This is a genomic window from Lysinibacillus boronitolerans JCM 21713 = 10a = NBRC 103108 (assembly GCF_000772935.1).
Taxonomy (GTDB): Bacteria; Bacillota; Bacilli; order Bacillales_A; family Planococcaceae; genus Lysinibacillus; species Lysinibacillus boronitolerans.
In genome coordinates this window covers 77798-98620 of record NZ_JPVR01000081.1, presented here as the reverse complement: position 1 = coordinate 98620, position 20823 = coordinate 77798, and the positions used below count along the sequence as shown (strand labels likewise).

The 20823-nt window shown below is 37.2% G+C and carries 30 protein-coding genes; 26 read left to right on the top strand and 4 right to left on the bottom strand.

The features are described from left to right. Nucleotides 1-72: 72 nt before the first annotated feature. The 4 genes from CD31_RS20965 (at nucleotide 73) to CD31_RS23385 (ending at nucleotide 3187) form a co-directional block, all read left to right on the top strand. Nucleotides 73-1434, top strand: coding sequence for an amino acid permease (locus CD31_RS20965; RefSeq protein WP_036080840.1), 1362 nt, complete (start codon nucleotides 73-75; stop codon nucleotides 1432-1434). Nucleotides 1435-1585: 151 nt separating this feature from the next. Continuing rightward, nucleotides 1586-2056, top strand: coding sequence for a peptide-methionine (S)-S-oxide reductase (locus CD31_RS20960; protein ID WP_036080839.1), 471 nt, complete (start codon nucleotides 1586-1588; stop codon nucleotides 2054-2056). 437 nt (nucleotides 2057-2493) lie between these two features. Next, nucleotides 2494-2874: a DUF4830 domain-containing protein gene (locus CD31_RS20955; protein WP_036080834.1), complete on the top strand. Its 381-nt coding sequence runs from the start codon at nucleotides 2494-2496 to the stop codon at nucleotides 2872-2874. A 151-nt stretch (nucleotides 2875-3025) separates the two neighbouring features. After that, on the top strand, nucleotides 3026-3187 hold the full coding sequence (locus CD31_RS23385) for a hypothetical protein (RefSeq protein ID WP_156113267.1): 162 nt from the start codon (nucleotides 3026-3028) through the stop codon (nucleotides 3185-3187). Between the two features lie 186 nt (nucleotides 3188-3373). Here CD31_RS23385 and CD31_RS20950 read toward each other — a convergent pair whose 3' ends face one another. Then, nucleotides 3374-3871: an MATE family efflux transporter gene (locus CD31_RS20950; RefSeq protein ID WP_036080832.1), complete on the bottom strand. Its 498-nt coding sequence runs from the start codon at nucleotides 3869-3871 to the stop codon at nucleotides 3374-3376. Nucleotides 3872-4044: 173 nt separating this feature from the next. Here CD31_RS20950 and CD31_RS20945 point away from each other — a divergent pair, with 173 nt between their 5' ends. The 5 genes from CD31_RS20945 to CD31_RS20920 all read left to right on the top strand — a co-directional run bounded on the left by CD31_RS20945 (nucleotide 4045) and on the right by CD31_RS20920 (nucleotide 7596). After that, nucleotides 4045-5076 carry a S66 family peptidase gene (locus CD31_RS20945; protein ID WP_036080830.1) on the top strand — a complete coding sequence of 344 codons (1032 nt, stop codon included), beginning with the start codon at nucleotides 4045-4047 and terminating at the stop codon, nucleotides 5074-5076. Between the two features lie 613 nt (nucleotides 5077-5689). Beyond that, nucleotides 5690-5977 carry an RNA polymerase alpha subunit C-terminal domain-containing protein gene (locus tag CD31_RS20935; RefSeq protein WP_036081577.1) on the top strand — a complete coding sequence of 96 codons (288 nt, stop codon included), beginning with the start codon at nucleotides 5690-5692 and terminating at the stop codon, nucleotides 5975-5977. Between the two features lie 14 nt (nucleotides 5978-5991). Next, nucleotides 5992-6552 (top strand): DUF4256 domain-containing protein, encoded by a 561-nt coding sequence (locus CD31_RS20930; protein WP_036080825.1) that lies wholly within the window; start codon nucleotides 5992-5994, stop codon nucleotides 6550-6552. Nucleotides 6553-6686: 134 nt separating this feature from the next. Next, nucleotides 6687-6920 (top strand): DUF3953 domain-containing protein, encoded by a 234-nt coding sequence (locus tag CD31_RS24130; protein ID WP_016994512.1) that lies wholly within the window; start codon nucleotides 6687-6689, stop codon nucleotides 6918-6920. A gap of 475 nt (nucleotides 6921-7395) precedes the next feature. Next, nucleotides 7396-7596: a hypothetical protein gene (locus CD31_RS20920; protein ID WP_036080822.1), complete on the top strand. Its 201-nt coding sequence runs from the start codon at nucleotides 7396-7398 to the stop codon at nucleotides 7594-7596. Nucleotides 7597-7764: 168 nt separating this feature from the next. On the opposite strand, the gene CD31_RS20915 is transcribed toward CD31_RS20920, so the two are convergent. After that, nucleotides 7765-8022 (bottom strand): hypothetical protein, encoded by a 258-nt coding sequence (locus CD31_RS20915; protein ID WP_244904994.1) that lies wholly within the window; start codon nucleotides 8020-8022, stop codon nucleotides 7765-7767. 577 nt (nucleotides 8023-8599) lie between these two features. Here CD31_RS20915 and CD31_RS20910 point away from each other — a divergent pair. The 15 genes from CD31_RS20910 to CD31_RS20835 all read left to right on the top strand — a co-directional run bounded on the left by CD31_RS20910 (nucleotide 8600) and on the right by CD31_RS20835 (nucleotide 18414). Beyond that, nucleotides 8600-8998, top strand: coding sequence for a hypothetical protein (locus CD31_RS20910; RefSeq protein ID WP_036080818.1), 399 nt, complete (start codon nucleotides 8600-8602; stop codon nucleotides 8996-8998). Between the two features lie 167 nt (nucleotides 8999-9165). Further along, complete coding sequence (locus tag CD31_RS23615; RefSeq protein WP_167334372.1) at nucleotides 9166-9354, top strand: hypothetical protein; 189 nt, start codon at nucleotides 9166-9168, stop codon at nucleotides 9352-9354. A 396-nt stretch (nucleotides 9355-9750) separates the two neighbouring features. Beyond that, on the top strand, nucleotides 9751-10023 hold the full coding sequence (locus tag CD31_RS20900) for a hypothetical protein (protein WP_016995307.1): 273 nt from the start codon (nucleotides 9751-9753) through the stop codon (nucleotides 10021-10023). Nucleotides 10024-10361: 338 nt separating this feature from the next. Next, the gene (locus CD31_RS24195; protein ID WP_128568376.1) at nucleotides 10362-10652 is read left to right on the top strand and encodes a hemoblobin-interacting domain-containing protein; all 291 of its coding nucleotides are present in this window, start codon (nucleotides 10362-10364) and stop codon (nucleotides 10650-10652) included. Nucleotides 10653-11125: 473 nt separating this feature from the next. Then, entirely contained in the window at nucleotides 11126-11377 is a 252-nt protein-coding gene (locus CD31_RS20890) for a hypothetical protein (RefSeq protein WP_140422998.1), read from the top strand. 147 nt (nucleotides 11378-11524) lie between these two features. Further along, the gene (locus CD31_RS23900; RefSeq protein ID WP_244904993.1) at nucleotides 11525-11725 is read left to right on the top strand and encodes a hypothetical protein; all 201 of its coding nucleotides are present in this window, start codon (nucleotides 11525-11527) and stop codon (nucleotides 11723-11725) included. Between the two features lie 36 nt (nucleotides 11726-11761). Then, on the top strand, nucleotides 11762-12193 hold the full coding sequence (locus CD31_RS20880) for a BrxA/BrxB family bacilliredoxin (RefSeq protein ID WP_004228455.1): 432 nt from the start codon (nucleotides 11762-11764) through the stop codon (nucleotides 12191-12193). Further along, the gene (locus CD31_RS20875) at nucleotides 12181-12969 is read left to right on the top strand and encodes a class I SAM-dependent methyltransferase (RefSeq protein ID WP_036080806.1); all 789 of its coding nucleotides are present in this window, start codon (nucleotides 12181-12183) and stop codon (nucleotides 12967-12969) included. The genes CD31_RS20880 and CD31_RS20875 overlap by 13 nt, the downstream gene beginning before the upstream one ends. A gap of 64 nt (nucleotides 12970-13033) precedes the next feature. Next, the gene (locus tag CD31_RS20870) at nucleotides 13034-13588 is read left to right on the top strand and encodes a hypothetical protein (RefSeq protein ID WP_036080803.1); all 555 of its coding nucleotides are present in this window, start codon (nucleotides 13034-13036) and stop codon (nucleotides 13586-13588) included. A gap of 4 nt (nucleotides 13589-13592) precedes the next feature. After that, nucleotides 13593-14084 (top strand): immunity 22 family protein, encoded by a 492-nt coding sequence (locus CD31_RS20865; protein WP_036080801.1) that lies wholly within the window; start codon nucleotides 13593-13595, stop codon nucleotides 14082-14084. Between the two features lie 102 nt (nucleotides 14085-14186). Continuing rightward, nucleotides 14187-14948, top strand: coding sequence for an ANT(4')-I family aminoglycoside nucleotidyltransferase (locus CD31_RS20860; RefSeq protein ID WP_036080798.1), 762 nt, complete (start codon nucleotides 14187-14189; stop codon nucleotides 14946-14948). 495 nt (nucleotides 14949-15443) lie between these two features. After that, on the top strand, nucleotides 15444-16238 hold the full coding sequence (locus CD31_RS20850; RefSeq protein ID WP_036080796.1) for a nucleotidyl transferase AbiEii/AbiGii toxin family protein: 795 nt from the start codon (nucleotides 15444-15446) through the stop codon (nucleotides 16236-16238). A 162-nt stretch (nucleotides 16239-16400) separates the two neighbouring features. Further along, nucleotides 16401-16880 carry an RNA polymerase sigma factor gene (locus CD31_RS20845; protein ID WP_016995320.1) on the top strand — a complete coding sequence of 160 codons (480 nt, stop codon included), beginning with the start codon at nucleotides 16401-16403 and terminating at the stop codon, nucleotides 16878-16880. Beyond that, nucleotides 16880-17386, top strand: a complete 507-nt coding sequence (locus tag CD31_RS20840; RefSeq protein WP_244904992.1) for a hypothetical protein — start codon at nucleotides 16880-16882, stop codon at nucleotides 17384-17386. Before CD31_RS20845 ends, CD31_RS20840 begins: the two co-directional genes overlap by 1 nt. A 251-nt stretch (nucleotides 17387-17637) precedes the next feature. Then, nucleotides 17638-18414: a basic amino acid ABC transporter substrate-binding protein gene (locus tag CD31_RS20835; RefSeq protein WP_036080789.1), complete on the top strand. Its 777-nt coding sequence runs from the start codon at nucleotides 17638-17640 to the stop codon at nucleotides 18412-18414. A 60-nt stretch (nucleotides 18415-18474) separates the two neighbouring features. Here the strand turns inward: CD31_RS20835 and CD31_RS20830 are convergent, their stop codons facing one another. Both CD31_RS20830 and CD31_RS20825 read right to left on the bottom strand, forming a co-directional pair. Further along, the gene (locus tag CD31_RS20830; protein WP_036080787.1) at nucleotides 18475-18924 is read right to left on the bottom strand and encodes an SRPBCC family protein; all 450 of its coding nucleotides are present in this window, start codon (nucleotides 18922-18924) and stop codon (nucleotides 18475-18477) included. A 200-nt stretch (nucleotides 18925-19124) separates the two neighbouring features. Beyond that, a complete protein-coding gene (locus CD31_RS20825; protein WP_036080786.1) occupies nucleotides 19125-19568 on the bottom strand; it encodes a MarR family winged helix-turn-helix transcriptional regulator in 444 nt (147 codons plus the stop codon). 150 nt (nucleotides 19569-19718) lie between these two features. Here CD31_RS20825 and CD31_RS20820 point away from each other — a divergent pair, with 150 nt between their 5' ends. Continuing rightward, the gene (locus CD31_RS20820) at nucleotides 19719-20123 is read left to right on the top strand and encodes an Ohr family peroxiredoxin (protein WP_004228436.1); all 405 of its coding nucleotides are present in this window, start codon (nucleotides 19719-19721) and stop codon (nucleotides 20121-20123) included. A 22-nt stretch (nucleotides 20124-20145) separates the two neighbouring features. Further along, complete coding sequence (locus CD31_RS20815) at nucleotides 20146-20772, top strand: nitroreductase family protein (RefSeq protein ID WP_036080784.1); 627 nt, start codon at nucleotides 20146-20148, stop codon at nucleotides 20770-20772. The last annotated feature ends 51 nt before the right edge of the window (nucleotides 20773-20823 follow it).

Below are 20823 nucleotides of genomic sequence, written 5' to 3'. Positions count from 1 at the left end.
CAAAAGGGCGTTTTTTTTTATTCCTTTTTTGAACAAGTATTTGAAAATCTAAACGTATGAGGAGTAAGCATTATGAAAGATAATCATCAAGATTCACAACTAAAGCGGGAATTAAGTACGCGTCACATGCAATTAATTGCACTTGGCGGGTCCATTGGGGTCGGTTTATTTTATGGTTCTAGTTCAACCATTCAAATGGCGGGACCATCTATTTTACTAGCTTATTTAATTGGCGGGTTAGTAATTTTCACCATTATGCGTGCATTAGGCGAAATGGCAATAGCGGAACCTGTATCAGGCTCATTCAGTATGTACGCGAATAAATATTTAGGACGCTTTGCTGGATTCTTATCTGGTTGGACATATTGGTTCATGTGGATTGTCGTGGGCATGGCAGAATTAACAGTGGTCGGTGTCTATATTAACTACTGGTTTCCAGATATTCCACAATGGGTAACGGCCCTTGTCGTACTTGTTATGATGACGCTTGTAAACTTAGCAAATGTAAAAGCATATGGAGAATTCGAATTCTGGTTTGCGATGATTAAAGTTGTGGCAATTATCGGTATGATCGTTCTAGGACTAGCGATTATTTTCTTCGGTGTCGGTAACCACGGTGAAGCAATTGGCTTTGATAATTTATGGGCACACGGTGGCTTCATGCCAAACGGTTTCCATGGTATTTTAATGTCACTCGTATTAGTTATGTTCTCATTCGGTGGGGTTGAATTAGTGGGTATTTCTGCAGGGGAAGCAAAAAATCCTAGCAAGTCCATTCCTTCAGCGATTAACAACATCGTTTGGCGTATTTTAATTTTCTACATTGGGGCATTAGGCGTTATGATGGTTATTTATCCTTGGAACGAAGTTGGCTCAGAAGGTAGCCCGTTCGTTCAAATTTTTGATTACGTTGGTATCCCAGCTGCGGCTCACATTATTAACTTTGTCGTCATTACTGCAGCAATGTCTGCATTTAATAGTGGCTTATACGGTTCAGGACGTATGCTACACAACTTATCGGTACAAAAAAATGGTCCAGCGTATTTTAAAGCAGTAAGCAAAAACGGTAGTCCAAGTCGAGGGATTTTATTTTCTTCAGCTATGCTATTAATCGCGGTTGTCTTAAACTATATAGTACCTGAAAAAGTGTTCATCTATATTTCTGCTGTTGCGACGGTTGCAGTAATTACAAGCTGGATGATTATTTTATTAGCACAATTGAAATTTAGGAAGTCAAAAACGAAAGAGGAAGTAGCCAAGCTGAAATTCAAAATACCGCTTTATCCACTTTCTACGTATATTGCGATTGCATTCTTACTAATGGTTATTGTGTTAATGGCCTTTATTCCAGATATGCGTGTTGCGCTATATGTCGCACCTGTTTGGTTTTTCATCTTATTTATTGGCTACAAAGTAATACATGTTAAAAAGTAGTTACATCAATTCATTTAACTAACTTCTACAGCGCAGATAGTTTGTTAAAAAATCCTTTTGGTATACTCGATTCGTTACACTTATCGCCTTCCTTTATGAATAGGTTCATAATAAAATTGATCTGTATTTAGACAAAAAAAGGAGGGTCATGATGGAAGTAGTATATTTGGCAGGTGGATGTTTATGGGGCGTACAAGCTTTTATAAAAACGCTACCAGGAGTTACGTTTACAGAAGCAGGTAGAGCTAATGGGACTAGTCGTACGCTTGAGGGTGATTATGACGGGTACGCTGAATGTGTAAAAACAGGGTTTGATCCAACAGTTGTAACCATTCGAGATTTAATGGGCTATTTATTCGAAATCATTGATCCTTACAGTTTGAATAAACAAGGACAGGATGTTGGCGAGAAATATAGAACGGGCGTATATAGTGAAAATCCTGAGCATTTAAAAGAGGCGAAGGCATTTCTTAGAGAGAGAAGTGATTACGAGCTTATAATGGTTGAAGTGCTGCCCCTTACAAACTATGTCAGAAGTGCAGAGGAGCATCAAGATAGATTAACCAGATGCCCAAATGATTATTGTCATATTCCCGTAGAAATTTTAAATAAATATAAATAACGGAATTTACGAGACCTTTCTATGTTATTAGTGCGTCATTTGGATGATCAGGTTATGTATTTGCTAAAACGCAGAAAATTAGAAGGAAATGATAAGTAGCGTAAAAGGGCTAGTGCGTATGTAGCTAAACCCGTTCTGAAGGCTTTTTCCAAACTGAATCATTCAAGTAAATAAGAGAGACAGCTATTTGTAAAGATTATTCCTATTAATGATAGTTAGAATTAGGAAAATAGTGAATTGGTATATAATGTTGAACAATGTAGTATCAAATCAGTACATCACTAAAATAATAGTGGTGTACTTTTTTTCTGTTATATGCAGAATTTTTTCCATATTGTAGAAAAGTTTTGCCAAACTTCGCTTTGGTAGCTTTTTAGAGGAATAAAAGTCTGTTTTATCGAAATACTTTAGTAGTTAAAAGTGAATAGGAGGGAATTATGAAAAAAATAACGATGATTCTGTGCATTCTGTTTATTTTAACAGCTTGTAACAATGAAAGTATTAACGAAAAACATAGATTATATTTAGAAGAGTTAGGTTGGTCAATTAAATCCTTTGACACAAAGGAAACACGCGAAATATCTAAGGATTCTTTAGCGTTTAATGACTCTTATCAGTTTTCTTTTCTTGAAAAATATGTAGGCAAAGAGTTAGATGTAACTACTTATGTATTAAATGAGAAAGATATTGAAGGCGATAATATTCAAGCTATCTTATACGAGTATAATGGAGAAATCATAGGCTCTGTTGGAAAAACAAAGAATGCGACACCAGGTATAGTAAATCTTGAAGATAAGGACATAATAACCAATGAATAAACCCTATTTATTGCTCTAAAAATGAATGTATAAATAATTCACTAATAATTTTAATAACGTTCCCAATGAAAGTTTGGATAGGATACACACTTAAGAGGGTTTAGTTATTCCATTAAAGGGCGCTTTTCTGAAATAAGGAAAGCGTCTTGATATGTCAACAGATTTATATGCAAAAGAAACCTTACAAAATTTGGCTCAATTAAAGGAACTTGCTCTGGAACAATTAAAAGCTTTTACGTTGGCACTGACGAATAGACTGAACAACAGCACACCGACAAGCATTCCTCCAATTACAAGCTTGAGCAGTGAATGAAGCAAGCGCTGCTTTGACTTTGAAACCGTATGGGTAAGAGTGAGATTCTCCTCCTTTGATTAAATCATTCTTTCCAAAGAGGCCCATTATATCTCGGATTTTGCTATGTGCTACGTACCTATCATCTTAATAAAAAGAGTGTAAGGAGGTCTGAGGCGAACGTTGGTTCATATAATTTCCATTTAGTTAGCGATACCTTCTAAAGCTCCCCCTTCCCCAAAATCGTAGCAGCAAGAATAAGGCAATGCATCCTATAAAAAATAGCATGCTGCCGAGCGATTGCATGGTTCTTGATTCTATACCGATGTAAAACAGAAAGTTTTCGAACGGAACGTTAAGAAAGCCTATTGACGCAAGAAAAGTTAAATATGCCAATAACGTCATTACAGGAAACGCGCCTTTGCATCTTTTTTGTATAATGAGCGCATTCCAGAGGAGGGATGTTATTTCCAAGATAAAAGCGCTAATCGCAACACCTGCATAACCGAATCCCGGTATTGCCGTTAAATGATAAGCGGCGATGGCAGAACAAATAAGGCCTACTAGTAAACCGACTAGGGGAGCCTTTTTTTGATCAGCCGCCCAAAGGATCGTTGTCGTTAGCTCCCGCATGCCGGCAATAAGAGGAGCAAAAGACATGTAGCGTATTGCTTCGGTTGCCTCTTGACTACCCACAATTAGCATAGATAAATATCCTCTATTCCACAATCGGGTGCGATTGTGGAATAAAATCATTTTGTGCAATGTTACCAAACAAGGATTTAATAGCTTATTTCACATAAATGATAGACTATTTAAAAATTTCCATTAATATGTTATTTTTAAATGAAATTAAATCTAATTTGAGGTGTATTTATATGTTATTAAAGCCAAATAAACTCCAGCAAGGAGATTATATCGCCACAATTAGTCCTTCTTGGGGAGGTGCTGGAGAACCAGAATTAAAATGGCGTTATGAACTAGGCGTAAAAAGACTTGAAGAGGTTTTTGGACTGAAAGTTATAGCAATGCCAAATAGCTTGAAAGGTGCAGATTATTTAGACAAAAATCCAAAAGCACGTGCAGAGGACTTAATGATGGCTTTTAAGGACCCCAAGATTAAAGCTATTATTGCAAATATTGGTGGAGATGATAGTGTTCGTTTACTCCCATACATTGATTTTGAGGTTATAACTAAAAATCCTAAAATTTTAATGGGTTACTCAGATGTAACGATTGCTCATTTATTTTGTTTGAAGGCGGGTATATCTTCATTTTATGGACCAGCAATTTTAACCGATTTTGCAGAAAACGTTGAAATGCACTCATATACCGTTCAATCTATTCAGAAAACGCTATTTTCTAATGAAGTAATAGGTGAAATTGTTCCTTCTGTAGAATGGACAAGTGAGCATTTAGAATGGATAGAATCAAATAAAAATCAAAAACGCACAATGCAACCTAATAAAGGATACGAATTGCTGCAAGGTAAAGGTATAGTACAGGGACGTTTAATAGGAGGGTGCATTGAAGTATTAGAGTTTGCTAAAGGTACCGTGCTATGGCCTGAAGAAAAATACTGGGAAAATTGCATCCTTTTCTTTGAAACATCTGAAGATCAACCGGAGCCTAACCTACTTAGATATTGGTTGAGAAACTACGGTGTACAAGGTATTTTACAAAAAGCAAACGGAATTATATTTGGTAAACCACAAGATGAAAAGTATTGCGAAGAATATAAAGAAGAGATTTTAAAAGTGTTGAAAGAATTTAACTTGGAGGATACACCAGTTCTATACAATATGAACTTTGGACATACCGAACCAAAATTCATTTTACCTCTTGGTGCATTAGCAGAAATTAATTGTAATAAAAGCTCTTTTACTATTTTAGAAAACGCTGTACTGTAAGATGTTAGCGGCTTTTTGTGACGAATAAGGATATTCAATAATCGGACGCGATTGTGGAGCAACACAGGTAGAAAATAATCAAACGTTTTTATAATAACCTAATTTAAAACTGCTAAAGAAGAATCCCTTTTGATCAAACTTTTTTCAAAAGGGATTCTTCTTGCTCTTACACATAGCTCTTGGTATAGACACTGAACAAGGCTATGAAGCAAGAGGGTTTAAGCCTTAATTCTCAAAAAGCAAGACATTGGTATGTGACAAATCGAATGAGATTGATTAAGGAAACATCACAATCTGAGGGTCAACTTGCTCAGAAAATGGCTGAGCTTGTTGTATATATGAACATTTTTTTACTGTGGAAGAGGAAAAAAGAATCAAGTCCATACTGTCAAAATTCCTTATTTTGTTATGAAGAAATACAAGAGGGCAAAGATATAGCTGACTTGTTTGAGGCGCTGGAGAACATTAAATGATAGAAACAAGAAGTTGCTAAGTCAGTAAATATGGCACCAACTTCCAAAGAGCGTGAATTGATGAAAAATTCAAGTGTCCCTTTTCAATGCCTTTGAGGAAATATGGTAAAATGAACAAAAGCATAAGGTTTGGAGGGATGATATTGGCAGAAAAAAGGTTAAAAGTTTGTGAAAAAGGACATACATTTTACAAAAGCACAGATTGTCCAAGTTGCCCTACCTGTGATCAGGAAAATAAACCTAGTAGTGGCTTCCTTTCCAAACTGAGTTCACCTGCAAGAAATGCATTAGTGCACGCCGGTATTGATACGTTGGAAAAACTAGCTATGTACACGGAAAAGGACATCTTAAAAATGCATGGTATTGGACCAGCCTCCTTACCGATTATGAGATCATCATTGGAAGAAGAAGGCTTATCATTTAAATAAGAGAGGGATAGACAATGACAACGAAGGAATTATCACAAGAGCAACGCGAGGAACTAATTAATACTTTGCAAGTTCGCTTCGAGAAAAATACATCTCGTCATGAAGGGCTTGACTGGGCAAATGTCCAAGCTAGGCTAGAGGCTAATAAGGAGAAACTATGGTCGCTCCACGAAATGGAAGCAACAGGCGGTGAACCAGATGTAGTTGGCTATGATGCAAACACGGACGAGTTCATTTTCTACGATTGTTCTGCGGAAAGTCCTAAAGGTCGCAGAAGTTTATGTTATGACCGTGAAGCGTGGGAAGCTAGAAAAAATCACAAGCCTGAAAATACGGCTATGGACGTTGCCAAGGAAATGGGCATAGAGCTGTTAACAGAGGAGCAATATCGCCAACTACAGGAGCTTGGCAAGTTCGATTTAAAAACATCAAGTTGGGTACAAACACCTGACAACATTCGCAAACTCGGCGGTGCCATCTTCTGCGATCGTCGCTATGACATGGTCTTTATGTACCACAATGGGGCAGAATCCTACTACGCGGCAAGAGGCTTCCGTGGATCGTTAAGAGTTTAAAAAATAAAGGCATATGTCCGATCTGCGGATGAGCATATGCCTTTTTCTATGGAAATGTAGTTATGCCAATGTCTTTCTAGGTAGCTATAACCTTGAGTTAGTGTATGATAAACTAAAAGTGGAGGTGGAAAGTTATGTTAAATTGTTTAAAAATTATTTTTTCCATCACAGGCATATCTCTCGCAGTTTACGGACTAATCACAAGAGATTTCCAATTGAATTACCTCATGATATTGTTCTTAGGCTTCTTCATGTTCACGCTAGGTATTCAAGAATTTCAAAAACAGCAAACAGTTTATGGTTGGTTTCTAATGGGGGTATCTATATTTTCAATCTATGTGTCCGTTCAAAGCTTTGTCTTGATTTAAAGGAAGTGAAGTCTGTTAATTGTTGTCAATCAGTTTAATGAAAGCTGGAAGCGCTTCTTTGTTCAAAGAATACATATCATTTAGATAAAATCGCCCTCTATTTGAGCTTGTGTAATAAATCACTTCCAACTAATAGAATGGACCTTCATCTGTAAGGGATTCAGTTAAAATTTGCATGGCATTTTTTATTCTGTCAATGTCCTCAGCATGTTCAATTGTTCGTCACTTTACCTCACGATATGCCCCTTGTCCCATCACAATTATTTTTTGGATTTCATCAGGAAATGCAAATGTTTTTTCCTCCGTTTCATTACACCCTATAAGCAATAACAAAATGAATAATAAGAATATCTTCTTCTTCTTCTTCATTATTTTCCTAGATATTTTATAGATTTGATGGGGAGACCCGCTCATCGCTCATACCAGATATTTATATGTTATAATTTACATAAATTACATAAAATGAGGTGATATGATGGAGAATGAAAAAATAGTTTGCAAGGCTTGTGGTCGAGATAAATTTACGATTGGACAGGTGGGTGGTACTACAAGCCAAGGCAATATACGACCTATTGGAGCGATTATGGCAGTAGGGTCACCACTCCAAATGACTTTTTGTAAAAACTGCGGGGAAGTTGCTTCATTTAAAGTGGTAAAACCACAGAATTTTAAATAATCGTTGAAAGGGTCACTGTTATGAAGTGATCCTTTTTATTGGAAGTTTAAAAGGGGATAAGGATTTAAAAGCATACATGATGCTCGACTTTGGTTATTTGAATACCATGATATGAAACCTGTCTTACAAGACAAAACACCCTCTAATAGGTTAAAGGGTGTTTAAAAACTAGATAGAATTTCGATAAGCTCTCAAAGTTGAATGTAAGTTTGAATTCGAACTTGAGATTGATTTTTTATAGTTATACATACCTAATGGGCTTAAATGATTCGAGCTAGATCCTAATAACCCTTGCTTTACAGCACTTTTTAACGTTTCAATTTGTTTGCTAGATAGTTTAGAAGTTTTACTTTCTTCAAGAATTTTATTTACATTATTTATTTTTTCTTGATCTTCTTTTGATGTAGCTTTTACTTCCTTGCTCATTTGTCGCGTCAACCCATAATACTTAGACGAGGACTTTCGTGACATTAAATATTGCATAGTAGAAAATTTCGTCGTCATCATGATACATTATCACCTTCCTATTCACATTTTTTGGTTCTATAGTTGTTATCGTACTGAACTTGAAAAGATTTAGTATATTTACTTTTTTTAGTAATTCGAGATCGGGCTTAGTTAACTTAATGATGAAATCTTAGAGTTGTCAAAACTGAGGTAAAATTTCTCTAGGATTCATCCAAATTATTAATCAAGTTCCTTTCGCATGGGCAAGAATTTATTTACTACATTATTGCTATGCAGCCTATTAAATAATGTGCTATTTTCAAAATTTATTGTTGGTTCACCTTGCAATAGATAGAGTAGTTGACAGCATTTTTGCCGATATGTAGTATTTTGGGTGCGGCAATTACAGGTGTAGGAACTCCATCATCTGTATTACAAATTGGAGAAACTACTAGTAGAACAGTAGGAACAACTGAGTCAGGCAATACTAGCGTTGCAACAGTTAGTTCTAGTACAGGAATAACAAATATTTGGTATCAGGGTAAAAAATGGTAAAATGAATTCTGTGAGTCTCACTGTATATGATGAGGCAACAGCAAAAAGCCCATCATATTCGCAAGTACTGCAGATAGACGAAGTGATAACAGCTTCAATAGGAGCAGGCTTATCTGCAACAGCAACAAACAAAAGCTTTACACCTGAAACAACAAATGTAGCGACAGTAAATGCTACAACTGGTCAAATAACAGCTATAAGTGTCGGTAGCTCTATTATTATTTATGTAGGAATGGATGCTAATGGCGTAGTAATTGAAAGAGGTACGACAACTGTGACGGTTCATCCACAAGCAGCAGTAGCAGCAATACCGACAGTGTCAACACCCTTTTCAGTTATTGGCTGGGGCAAAGTGGTTTTACGCCTCCAGGAGTTGGTCAATACATCATCGGGACTTTAACGAATGGTACTGGATCCGCTACGAATCATCCAAGTACTGGGGCTTTAAGAGGTGTTCCAGCTGGTGATGTAGCAGTAAACTATAAAATAGTGGATAATAATACTAAGGTAGTAGCTTACAAGTCCGCTCCCATACCAGTGACAATTCCAGATACACCAAGAGTGAATATGTCAGTACCTTATGTTGATGGTGGGACAATTGGTGGACCATATTTCATGTCAACTAATGTAAATTTGACAGTTGCCATAATAGGGAAAACAATTCAACTGTCATTTTCAGTAATCCGAGAAGTAATGATGACAATATTGCCACTGCAACGATTACGGGTCCAAATCCTTCTGGACATGTTTTTTTAAATAAACAAATTTTAAAAGTTAAAGGATGCGTCTAGCGACGTGTCCTTTTATAGTGGTGTCCGCATTTGTATTAACTGGACTTATCTGATGAAGAATATACGCAGTCATTAACAAATATGAACGCACAATAAATGCAAACATAGGTTTAACGTTATAATAAGATGTTAAGTTTTCTTAACCTTGTCTGAAACATATTGATATTCTTTATTACTGGAATTAAGATGATGTTAGGGGGAGTAAGTACAAAGATCTATTGCTGACGGATCGCCGTATGCGATGAAAGTCGCTTGTACGGTGAAGGCTCGTTATAAAACTGAGATATATATGGTATAAGACGAGAATAGCGTAACGTTAGATAGCACAGTTACAGTATCATCAGGAGTTATAATACCACCTTTGGATTTATCAGCATATGATATTGATCAAGAAAATGGGATAATATTAAGTGAGTTTGTGAATATTACGGACACTATGACAGTTCAGGATTTTTTAGGAAACATAGTAAAAGGTCATCAGGCTCAAACATTAAAAATATTCAGAGCAGGTAAAAGTTCAACTGGAGGAGATACTCCTAAAACAGGAACTGAAACATTAACAGACAATGATGTGTTAGAAGTGACTGCTGAAAATGGAAATGTCAAGCAATATACAATTAAATTAAATCAGTAGTTATTTATACCTCACCTTTTTAGGTGAGGTCTTCTTTTTTACATGTATTCCCGAAATATTTGTTGAATGACCATTTTACACAACAGATCTAAGTATATACACTGTGCCAACCAGTGCTATTTTTAATGCAAAAGGTTAAGATTTCTTTACCTTGCTATAATCCTATTGCTTAACCTTCTATCTGGAATTATGATGACAATAGGGGAAATAAGTATTAAGATCTATCGCTGACGGATCGCCGTATGCGATGAAAGTCGCCTGTGCGGTGAAGGCTCGTTATAATACTTTAAGAAGGATAAGACGAGAATAGTGAACCAACTTTAGCACCTGGGCCTACAATTAAAGGGCAAAATTTATCTTTCCAAACACCGACTTTATATTACTCTTACAACAACTATAGTACTAGTTATCAAAGTTCAATTACATCAATTACTTTGGATGGTATAACAATGGTAGAGGGTACTGACTTTGATCTTGAGGTAAGAAATATAGGGTATAATATGTACTTCTATAAATTTAAAGGAACTAAAGTACAAAACCAATTGTCATTACCTGGAACTCATTCAGTTACGTTTAAATCGACTGGATACCAAGATCTAGTTATTGATATTGTAGCAGATTGGAACTAAAAATATAATTTAACCTCACCTTTTTGGTGGGGTTTCTTTATGTACTGTAACTCGCAGGTGCTTTTTATGAACTGGGGGTGAAATCGAGATGTGCAACGCTATATATGCTGCTTTGGCATTTTACTTTAGGATAAAGGATTGGTGATGATAAGATGGTCATGTGTAAGTTTTACTGTACACAATATGTTAGAGGAAAAAATAAATGCTAATAAATTAGGGTTAAGATTTCTTTACCTTGCCCTGATTCTATTGATTAACTTTAAATTTGTAATTATGATGACGGTAGGGGAAATAAGTATTAAGATCTATCGCTGACGGATCGCCGTATGCGATGAAAGTCGCCTGTATGGTGAAGGCTCGTTATAAAACTTAGAGATAAAGAGGTATAAAACGAGAATAGCAATAACTTACAAACTGTTACAAATATAGCGGGTTCAAGTATGGATGTGTTACCAACTTTCCCAGGAGTTGGTTTGAAGGCTTTTCTTACGTGGAATGATAGTGTGTCAGATAACGGTACATTCACATATGCTGTAAAACGAAATACGGTTAACGATAGTACTACTGCCACTACAATTGCAAGTGATATAGCTAGTGGAATTCAAACTTTTACTGACAATAACGTAAGCTCTAATACCACTTACTATTATTTTATAGAAGTCTCAGATGGAGTAAGTAGCGTTATTTCAATAGGGTATGAATTGCATACTGTTTATGATATCTAATATAAAAAATTCATAATTCGAGTAACCTCACCTTTTGGGTGGGGTTCCTTTTTGCCTTTCACTTTCGTGGAGGGTTTTTATTATACTACAAGACCTAAGCAACGCACTGTCCCTGGCAGTGCTATTTTTATTTGTGAGGTGATTCCTATGGAGCAACGAGTTGAAAGATTAGAAAATGATAGATGTAAAACATGTCTGGCAGTTGCTAAATCAAATATCAAAGAAATTCGAGAGGCTTTAGGCAGGATTAAAGTCACCAAAATCACAAAAAAGTCACATTCCCCCCAAAAACCCACGAAATCAAGCAAAAAGCATGTCTTTGTACATTCACACAAAACCTTGCTATAATAAGGTTTGCGAATACATACGAAAGAGGGTAAAAGCATGAACGCTTATGATGAATATATGAAGCAGGTTGTGAAGCCGATGCGTGAGGAGCTTGTGGAGGCTGGTTTTACGGAGCTAACGACTGCGGATGCGGTGAATGAATTTATGGCGGAGACGAAGGGAACATCGTTAGTGGTGATTAACTCGGTTTGTGGTTGTGCGGCAGGGCTTGCTCGTCCAGCGGCGCGTGAGGCGATTGCAGCGGTGAAGCCAGATCATCTTGTGACGGTGTTTGCGGGGCAGGATCCAGAGGCGACTGCGGCGATGCGTGGTTATTTTGAGGATGTGCCACCTAGCTCACCATCTATGGCAATTTTAAAGGATGGGGAGTTGGCTTACTTTATCCCACGTGAACAAATTGAGGGATTCCCTGTGGAGCAGATTGTCTCTCATTTAACTGGCGTGTTAGAGCAAACATGCGAGAATTAAAAACGATTGTGACGACAGCGGGGAGACCAGACGATGTATCGATGGCGCTCGCTGCTTTTGCGTGTCAAGAATTAGGTGCTGCGTTTGAGCCACGAAACAAGCGCTCTGTTCGCAAGATTTCACAGGAGTTACAAGCACATGTGATCGTGGCGGGCAAGAATCGCTTCGAGTATTATGCCTATGGGGCGCAGGAGCCGTTTTTCTTTCACCCCAATTCTGCGGCGTTTCGATTAAAGCGTGTGGCCCGAGGTGAGGCAGAGCCTTTTTTGGAAGCGGCACAGCTTCAACTGGGGGATTCGGTGTTGGATTGTACATTAGGTTTAGCTGCAGATGCCATGTTAGCGGCTTATACAGTGGGTGAAGCAGGTCGTGTTGTGGGACTGGAAGCGAATCCAAATGTAGCGTTTATTGTTAGACAGGGGATGCAAGCCTATGATACATCCGAGCTACCGTTAACTGCCTGTATGCGACACATCGAAATAATACAGTCTGAGGCTGTTCGCTATTTGAAAACCCTACCAGACAATGCATTTGATGTAGTCTATATGGACCCGATGTTTGAGAAGGTTATTGAAGAGGCCAATAATTTTCAGGCACTACGGCTAGCAGGGGAGCATGTCACATTAACCGATGAATGGGTTTATGAAGCCAAGCGTGTAGCGAAAAAGCGTGTGGTGTTAAAGGCACATTTTCGCTCAGAGTGGTTTGCGACCTATGGCTTTCAGCAGCATGAACGGATAACTGCAAAATTTCATTATGGTGTGTTAGAGGTATAGAGGCTTGTTCTTGAGACAAGCCTTTTTTTAGTATATGGTAATAAAAGAGGAGGGGTGGAATAATATGGTGAACAATGATAGACGAACTCCCTTTGAGCTAGAGTTGCTGGCGAATGCACAATCGTTGATCTGCACAAAACCTCCTATTCCATGGGCGTATGAAACGATCATTACTGCCAATGGTGTTTTGGCTTGCGGTTGGGATGATGAGGAAAACATCGTGCTAATTAGTGGCTCTGGCTATAGTGTCACTGAGCCTATAACAGGTCGTCGTCTTCATCGAGAACGAGATGCGGATGAAACCTACGACAGAATGAGTGATGACCGTTTAACATTTCAATTGCCTCAGCGGACAATATCTATTTTCGGCTTTGAAGCTGGGGATGGGATTCATATGACAGCAGATGGTTGGCAGGTTGAAGTTATTTATCCTTGGTGGCCACGTGCAACAGTAGTACTCGATTATCTTTATATAACTAATTATACTTATTTAAAAAATGCGACAGCTATTGATTTACAGCGATTGGATGGCATGATTAAATGTGGATTTTCTCCATCTGGCAAGCATTTAATAATAATGGGCTCAGGCGGTGCATTGATTTATTCGAGAAAGGGATGAGGTCATGGATGATGAACAGAATGGCTATGTTTCCATATGGGCTGGTAATTTTACAAGCGAAGAACAGTTACATACATATCTTGCCACTGTCTATCAGGGAGAAGATGAAACGGACGAAGCCTTTTCACAAAAATTAGCAAAGCTTTTTTTACCAGAAAATCAGCACCGTACTTATGAGGAAGAGTTTAAAGCACTTTATGATGAATTCTACAATCAATTTGAATACGATTTCGGCTTAACCTTCGACGAGGATTTTTGTGAAGCGCTATTTTACGAAGCAGCTTCAAACCAACTTAAGCAACTACTTTGTGATGAATTCTCCTATTCGCAGCAATTTAAACATCAAGTGCTAGCCAAAATGGGGAATGAACTACAGAAAGCTTATAATACAATGATTTTACTATATGACATGAAATATAAGGGTCACATTCAATCTGTAAGCCATGAAGCATTTCATATCGATTTTGTATGCTCTATTAAATTGCAGGAAATGTGATGAAAGGAGATTTTGATAATGTTACCAGCAAAAATTCCTCGTTAAGCCCGTGGTCCACCTTGGTTCAATAACAACGATCTTATGATAAAAGGAGCGATGTAAATGATTGGACCAAGAAAAAAGACAAGTGATGAACGTATGCAGATTGCCCATTCGATTGCGCAACAAGTAATCGCAAAATATGGGGCAAATGTTCGAGCAATTGGTATTTATGGCTCGTTGGCTAGAAAAACGGATGGTCCGTTTTCCGACATTGAGCTTAAGTGTGTCTGTCATCAATTAGAGCACAGCTATAGCTATGAATGGACAGCAGGAGATTGGAAGGCAGAGGTCAATTTCGATCAGGCAGAAGTGATTATTCAAGAGGCGATAACAGTTGAGGAAGATTGGCCATTAACCAATGGGAAGTTTTTCGATTTACAGCCACTTTACGATCCTTCTGGCTTTTTTCTAGAACTCAAAGACAAAGCGGCCACTGTGGAGAATGCCCGATTTAAGGAAGCAATTTGCAAAACCATTGTAGAAGAAATGTATGAATACATGGGGAAATTAAGGAACATAACTGTTCAGGGGCCGACCACATTTTTGCCGATATTGGCAATGAAAATAGCGATGACAGGTGCTATGATAGTAGGATTACACCATAAGCAGTGCTATACAACATCTGCACAAGTATTACCTGAGGCTTTAGCGATGGATGATCAGCCACACGGGTTAAAAGCATTAGCTGAAATGGTCATGACGGGCAATCTTACGAATTCTCAGCAAATCATAGCGGCCTGTGAAAACTTTTGGCAAACACTTCTCCAATGGACAGCTGAAAAGGGCTATCAGATTAAATGTTTTGAGGAGATTCCTTGGTGATTTTTTATAGACCTTTACTTTTATAGTATAAGGTGCTATAATAGAACACGTGCTATTTTAGGTGGCATATTTCCGTAATCTGGCATTCTGCTTTTTGTTTTTGTAGATACTTATTCACACTGGCGCATGCTTTGGGGCTGCAAGGACGCAAAAGATGGTAGGGTTTGCGTTGCTTAAGTTAGAAGGCACACAGTGGAATTTTACCGCGGTGATGAAACGAATTTGGTTTCAAGATAATATTCCCCAGACGATTGGGTTGAGACTTTTACAATTTACGAGAATGTTACCTATAAATACTAAAGGGGTAGTTTCGCAATAGCGAGGCTGCCCCTTGTCTAATTTTAAAGCCTGTCAGGTCCAACCATGACAGGCCTTTTTGGTATACATTACCGTTTACTCTCTTCCATAAATAAGTGATAATAAAAGCATGAATTTTAGTAAAAATCTAAATTCTACATTAAAAAATCAGAAAAATCAAAAAGGTGAGGGATGTCAATGGGAAATATCGACACGCTATCTACGAATGTAGTGACACAACTAGAAGAAATGGCTACACGGCAAGACAATATGGAGCAGCTAGTATCACGCTATTGCCAAGAAAGACTGCTTTATCGTCTATCCGTATCCTCCTATGAAGATCAATTTTATCTAGATGGGGATCTACTATTATTTGCTTTAACAAATGGATTGGTGAAGCCTTCCAAAGAAGTCACGCTGACAGCGCAAGCAAGCGTTCATCAACATGATATAGTGAAACAGGCCTTTAAAGAAATTTGCTCACTAGCAATACCAGCGGATGGCATTGAATGGGATGCACAGAAGATCGAATCGTCCGTATCGAATGATAATATTCAACTAAGCATTCCCGCTACATTGGGTAAAATGACAGTATACATAGAAGTAAGGATTACCTTTAAAGAAAACATGCGAATAACACCAAAGACTATTAATTTTCCTAGCTTGCTAGACAATAAGGTGGCGGTGGTTTATACATATCCAACAGAATTCGTGCTTGCACAAAAATTTATCGAAATTTACCAATATCCAGCATTAGAAAAGACAGAAAAAACAATAAATGAAGTACAACAATTGCTACAAACGCAAACTATTGAAGGACGAAGATTGCAGGCGTATATTGTGGAATTATTTGATCGCCATCATTTTACAATCGAGCTAACTTCTACACTCGAGATGACAGGGATTCTGAAGCAATTCTTTATCCCTATATATGAAGCTATTTTGGCTGAGGACGAATTTTTCAAGCAATGGAACAATCGAGCTTGGCAATGAAGAGAGGGACCCGCAAATCATCTACGGTTTGCGGGTTTTTGCATGTCTATTTGCAGCTAAAAAGGGTCTCTTTTTTTATTAAAATGTAAGCTAAAGTGTATCTGTTGCACGAATAGCTGAAGTTGAATCGTATTATGTCATGAAGGAGGTTAGGTGAAAAATATGATAAAGTTTGCTGGCTTAAGTGTGCAAGAAATTGTTCAAACATATAGTGACACCCTCATACGAATTGCTGTGCAACAGACCAAAAATATGGCTGAGGCGGAGGACATTGTGCAGGAGGTTTATATGACACTGATGAGGCAGAACAAGCCCTTCGCTCATGAAGCTCATTTAAAGGCTTGGCTCATAAAGGTGACATTTAATAAGTGCAAGGATTATTTTAAGTCTTCACGTGTGAAGAAGACAGTGCCCATTACAGAAGAAATGGCCTTTATTGCAAAAGAGGAGCAGATGGTTCTTACTGAAATTTTTGAGCTTCCTTCAGAAGAGAGAGTCATTGTTTATTTACATTATTACGAGGGCTATACAACGGCAGAAATGGCTGATTTATTAGAGATCAACGTCAATACAGTAGGCTCAAAGCTCAGAAGGGCACGAATGAAGCTGAAAACGATTCTAGAAGAGGGGAGCAAAGGATGATGAATGCTTATAAAAATGTGATGAAGCAGATTCATGCTTCTGAGGAATTTAAGCGTAAGATACAGGAAGAGATGATGGAATATAAAAAGAGGTCCTTTATGAAAAAAATAAGAATTAGTGTGGGAAGCTTAATAGCCTGTGCAGTGATTGCTATCCTTGCTATGGTAAATATAAATCATGATACACCAATTGATTTGACGGAGAGAATTGTTGCGGACCATTCAGCTCCTGCGGCAAGTGCGCTAGTAAATATCGAAGGGACCATTACAGAAGTCGGAGAAGATGGGCTGAGCTTTACATTGGATAACGGTATGGAAGTAGTCGTGACAGACAAAACCAAAATAGGAATAGATGGACCGACAGCACCACCTAAGGAGGAACAGCTATTTGAGCCTACTTTTAGAGTAGGTAATTTAATTGGTGGCTATACAGAAGATACCTCCTCACACCCAGTTCAGGCTGCTGCCATTTATACAAATTGGAATTTTGAAAATCCAATACGATAAAGATTAGATGCTCAAAAAAGAATTTCCTAAGGGAGATTCTTTTTTTGTATAGCTTCCGGTTAACTATTTATTCCTTTTTATCCTAAAAACGAGATTGAATAATACTATTTATAAAGAAATGATTATTTTTATACAAAAAAGTATTGTCTAAAGAGAATATTGTCACTATAATTTACGTAATAGTCTTACATTTCCGAATTGCGAAAAATAATACGCATTATGGAAAAAATATCATACTAGGGGGATGGGCTATGAAACGAAATTTAATGGTGTTGCTTACAATTATGGCAGCTTTCACGCTAGTTTTAGCGGGTTGCGGCTCGAAAGACAATACATCATCAGGTGATGGAGATAGTAAAAAAGTTTATAAGGTAGGTACTGAGGCTACATTTGCCCCTATCGTATCACTCGATGATAAAGGGAAAATTGTAGGGATTGATGTGGATGTGCTACAAGCAATCGCAGATGAAATGGATTTTGAAGTGAAGTGGGAAAGTATTGGATGGGAGCCTGTATTCCAAACAATTAAAAATGGCGAAACAGATATTGGTGGGGCAGGGATTACAATTACGGACGAGCGTAAGGAAACATTTGATTTTACTGAGCCGTATTACGAATCTCAATTATTAATCGTAGTGAAAGAAGATTCAAAGATCCAATCATTGGATGAATTAAAAGATAAAAAGATTTCTGTACAAATTAATGCTACTGGTCATATGGCTGCCAAAAAGCTACAGGGTGAATCTAGTCCCAACATTTTTGCTTTCGAAAATCAACCAATTGCTATTCAAGAGATGCTAAATGGCAACGTAGAAGCGGCGATTGGTGATAATTCAGTTGTGTATGAATATATCAAGGCACATCCAAATGACAAAATCAAAGTAATTAAAGATGATTCCTTCGAAAAAGAATACTATGGTTTCATGGTTCAAAAGGGGAACAAAGAGCTTTTAGATAAGTTAAATGAAGGCCTTAAAAAGATTAAAGAAAACGGTAAGTTAAAAGAAATTACAGGTTCAGACTTTTAGTAATAAATAAACCGTAGAAGCTCACCTCATGGGAAGTTCTACGGTTTATTTTTTTAGGTGCTAGTCTTGCGCTTCAGCAACTGTCTTGACCCGTTCTAAAAATTCAACGACTACTTTGTCCGAAGCAAACAATAAAAATAATTTGACGAACCATTTTAACGCATTATTTGTTACGGAATAAGTAAAGGAGGTCTCTGTTTCATTTATTTTATTTAATTCATAGTAAGCCGTAATTGCAAACATATGAGCGAGTACAAAGCCTACTTTCAATATTTTTTTATCAGGTGTATTCGAATATTCCAATGTTTCTACATCATACGCTTCGATACGTTTTCCTTCTTTATATTTTTGGCGATAAATACTGCCAACCCCTTCTTCCGTTACTTTTACAGGCTTGTTTTCAATTACCTGTGGCATAATCTTCTGCATATCAGCTAAAGAGCCATCAAGTAATTTCCAAACATTTTCGATGGGGGCACTTATGTTTATAGTCTTTGTCCATGTTTTCATCCAAACACCTCTACTTTCAATTACTTATCTATACTGTAAATGAAACTAATAAAAAAATATATTTTAAGTGTAGTCACATGATGATTTGATGATGTTTTAACATTTGAAGAGTCATAAAGGAGGTAGGGAAAAACAAAAAGATCGAAGCCTATGTAGCTCCAATCCTTCTTATTGACATATTCATCCTATTAATAAAATAGCTATACGTTAATTTCATCTTTTATTTTCCAGTCATTGAATACGATATCTTGCAGTACATTTTTCAGTTGTACAAATTGCTGCTCTGAGATATTAGATTGCTTCATCACTTGGCGGGACACTTCAGGTAGTTTCCTTCTTACATTTACGCCTTCCTTGGTTAAATATATTTTCATTAATCGTTCGTCCTCCTTAGAACGTTCACGACAAATGTAATTCTTTGCCTCTAATTTTTTTAACAACGGTGTTAATGTTCCTGAATCTAAAAATAAACGTTGGCCCAATTCTTTCACCGTTATCTGTTCGTTTTCCTCTAAAGCTAATAAAGTGATATAGCCTGTATAAGTAAGATCGTAAGGCTTCAATAATAATGTATATTGCCGAGTGATTTCCTTTGATGTTGCATACAAAAGAAAGCACAGCTGATTATCTAAATGATTAGGCATAAAAATCCCCTCTTAAAGTTCTTCTACTACCATTTATATTAAAAATAAAGTTCCTACTTGTCAAACACAATTAAATTGTGTACAATTCAATTTGTAAAAATTAGATTGTATACAATTTAATTAATAACAAAAGATAAGGGGTTTTTAGTTATGAAAGAATTATACGCAACTACAATGATTAATGAAGGTGGCCGTAGTGGCACATCCTATGCAGAAGATCAATCTTTATCGTTAAAAATTGCACCACCAGGCTCCAAATTAGCGGATGTTACAAACCCAGAGCAATTATTTGCGGCTGGCTATAGTGCTTGCTTTAATAGTGCATTAGATTTAATCAAACGCCAAAAGAAACTAAAAAATGCATCAACCATTAAAGTAACAGTGAAATTAATGGAGCAAGCTTCTTTTGACTATGTGCTTGCAGTGGAAATCGAAGGGCATATTGAAGGACTAGCAGTGGAGGAAGCACAGGAATTATTAGAGGTCACACATACGGTGTGCCCATATTCAAAAGCCACAATGGGCAATATTAATGTAACAATAAAAGCAGTTTAAATTACGAAAAGAGGGAAAGTACATGTTATCCACTACACCATTAAAACAAATTATGCAAATGCGTAAATCTGTTCGTAAATACAATCCAGAGACTAAAATTCCGCGTGAAACAATCATGCAGCTGTTGCAGGATGCTACTACAGCACCTTCTTCAAGTAATATGCAGCCATGGCGCTTTCTTGTCATTGATGATAAGGAAATTCAGAAGAATATCAACTTCTTTTCATTTAATCAAGAGCAAATCGAAACAGCCTCTGCCATTATTGCAGTCATTGGTGATATAGAGATGTATGTAAATGCTGAGGAAATCTATGCAAAAAATGTGGAGCTAGGCTATATGCCAGAACCAATTGCCAATAAGCTTGCACAAGATGCGCTGACAATGTACGGTTCAGCACCAACAGAAACATTAGAAAATATCGTACACTTTGATGCTGGCTTAGTATCGATGCAAATCATGCTATTAGCGAAGGAAATGGGCTATGATACTGTTCCGATGGGTGGGTTTGATAAGGCAAAATTCGCTGAATATATGGAATTACCAGCAAATGAAATTCCTATTTTATTATTAGCCATTGGTGAAGCGGTAGCCCCAGCATATGGTTCTTCACGCCTACCAATAGACCGCATTGTTCGTTTTAATAAATAGTTTCAAGCAATGTCCTTGATTCACGTGAGGACATTGCTTTTTTAAAGATTT

What these genes read in the sequence shown, in the direction of transcription:
- CD31_RS20920 (WP_036080822.1), top strand. Translation starts at nt 7,396, where the DNA reads ATGGAGAATGAAAAAATAGTTTGCAAGGCTTGTGGTCGAGATAAATTT.
- CD31_RS23900 (WP_244904993.1), top strand. Translation starts at nt 11,525, where the DNA reads ATGGAGCAACGAGTTGAAAGATTAGAAAATGATAGATGTAAAACATGT.
- CD31_RS20910 (WP_036080818.1), top strand. Translation starts at nt 8,600, where the DNA reads ATGAATTCTGTGAGTCTCACTGTATATGATGAGGCAACAGCAAAAAGC.
- CD31_RS20950 (WP_036080832.1), bottom strand. Translation starts at nt 3,871, where the DNA reads ATGCTAATTGTGGGTAGTCAAGAGGCAACCGAAGCAATACGCTACATG.
- CD31_RS20930 (WP_036080825.1), top strand. Translation starts at nt 5,992, where the DNA reads ATGACAACGAAGGAATTATCACAAGAGCAACGCGAGGAACTAATTAAT.
- CD31_RS20845 (WP_016995320.1), top strand. Translation starts at nt 16,401, where the DNA reads ATGATAAAGTTTGCTGGCTTAAGTGTGCAAGAAATTGTTCAAACATAT.
- CD31_RS20835 (WP_036080789.1), top strand. Translation starts at nt 17,638, where the DNA reads ATGAAACGAAATTTAATGGTGTTGCTTACAATTATGGCAGCTTTCACG.
- CD31_RS20915 (WP_244904994.1), bottom strand. Translation starts at nt 8,022, where the DNA reads ATGAGCAAGGAAGTAAAAGCTACATCAAAAGAAGATCAAGAAAAAATA.
- CD31_RS20870 (WP_036080803.1), top strand. Translation starts at nt 13,034, where the DNA reads ATGGTGAACAATGATAGACGAACTCCCTTTGAGCTAGAGTTGCTGGCG.
- CD31_RS20860 (WP_036080798.1), top strand. Translation starts at nt 14,187, where the DNA reads ATGATTGGACCAAGAAAAAAGACAAGTGATGAACGTATGCAGATTGCC.
- CD31_RS20815 (WP_036080784.1), top strand. Translation starts at nt 20,146, where the DNA reads ATGTTATCCACTACACCATTAAAACAAATTATGCAAATGCGTAAATCT.
- CD31_RS20825 (WP_036080786.1), bottom strand. Translation starts at nt 19,568, where the DNA reads ATGCCTAATCATTTAGATAATCAGCTGTGCTTTCTTTTGTATGCAACA.
- CD31_RS20960 (WP_036080839.1), top strand. Translation starts at nt 1,586, where the DNA reads ATGGAAGTAGTATATTTGGCAGGTGGATGTTTATGGGGCGTACAAGCT.
- CD31_RS24130 (WP_016994512.1), top strand. Translation starts at nt 6,687, where the DNA reads ATGTTAAATTGTTTAAAAATTATTTTTTCCATCACAGGCATATCTCTC.
- CD31_RS20820 (WP_004228436.1), top strand. Translation starts at nt 19,719, where the DNA reads ATGAAAGAATTATACGCAACTACAATGATTAATGAAGGTGGCCGTAGT.
- CD31_RS20965 (WP_036080840.1), top strand. Translation starts at nt 73, where the DNA reads ATGAAAGATAATCATCAAGATTCACAACTAAAGCGGGAATTAAGTACG.
- CD31_RS20875 (WP_036080806.1), top strand. Translation starts at nt 12,181, where the DNA reads ATGCGAGAATTAAAAACGATTGTGACGACAGCGGGGAGACCAGACGAT.
- CD31_RS20880 (WP_004228455.1), top strand. Translation starts at nt 11,762, where the DNA reads ATGAACGCTTATGATGAATATATGAAGCAGGTTGTGAAGCCGATGCGT.
- CD31_RS20955 (WP_036080834.1), top strand. Translation starts at nt 2,494, where the DNA reads ATGAAAAAAATAACGATGATTCTGTGCATTCTGTTTATTTTAACAGCT.
- CD31_RS20840 (WP_244904992.1), top strand. Translation starts at nt 16,880, where the DNA reads ATGAATGCTTATAAAAATGTGATGAAGCAGATTCATGCTTCTGAGGAA.
- CD31_RS20830 (WP_036080787.1), bottom strand. Translation starts at nt 18,924, where the DNA reads ATGAAAACATGGACAAAGACTATAAACATAAGTGCCCCCATCGAAAAT.
- CD31_RS23385 (WP_156113267.1), top strand. Translation starts at nt 3,026, where the DNA reads ATGTCAACAGATTTATATGCAAAAGAAACCTTACAAAATTTGGCTCAA.
- CD31_RS23615 (WP_167334372.1), top strand. Translation starts at nt 9,166, where the DNA reads ATGTCAGTACCTTATGTTGATGGTGGGACAATTGGTGGACCATATTTC.
- CD31_RS20865 (WP_036080801.1), top strand. Translation starts at nt 13,593, where the DNA reads ATGGATGATGAACAGAATGGCTATGTTTCCATATGGGCTGGTAATTTT.
- CD31_RS20850 (WP_036080796.1), top strand. Translation starts at nt 15,444, where the DNA reads ATGGGAAATATCGACACGCTATCTACGAATGTAGTGACACAACTAGAA.
- CD31_RS20945 (WP_036080830.1), top strand. Translation starts at nt 4,045, where the DNA reads ATGTTATTAAAGCCAAATAAACTCCAGCAAGGAGATTATATCGCCACA.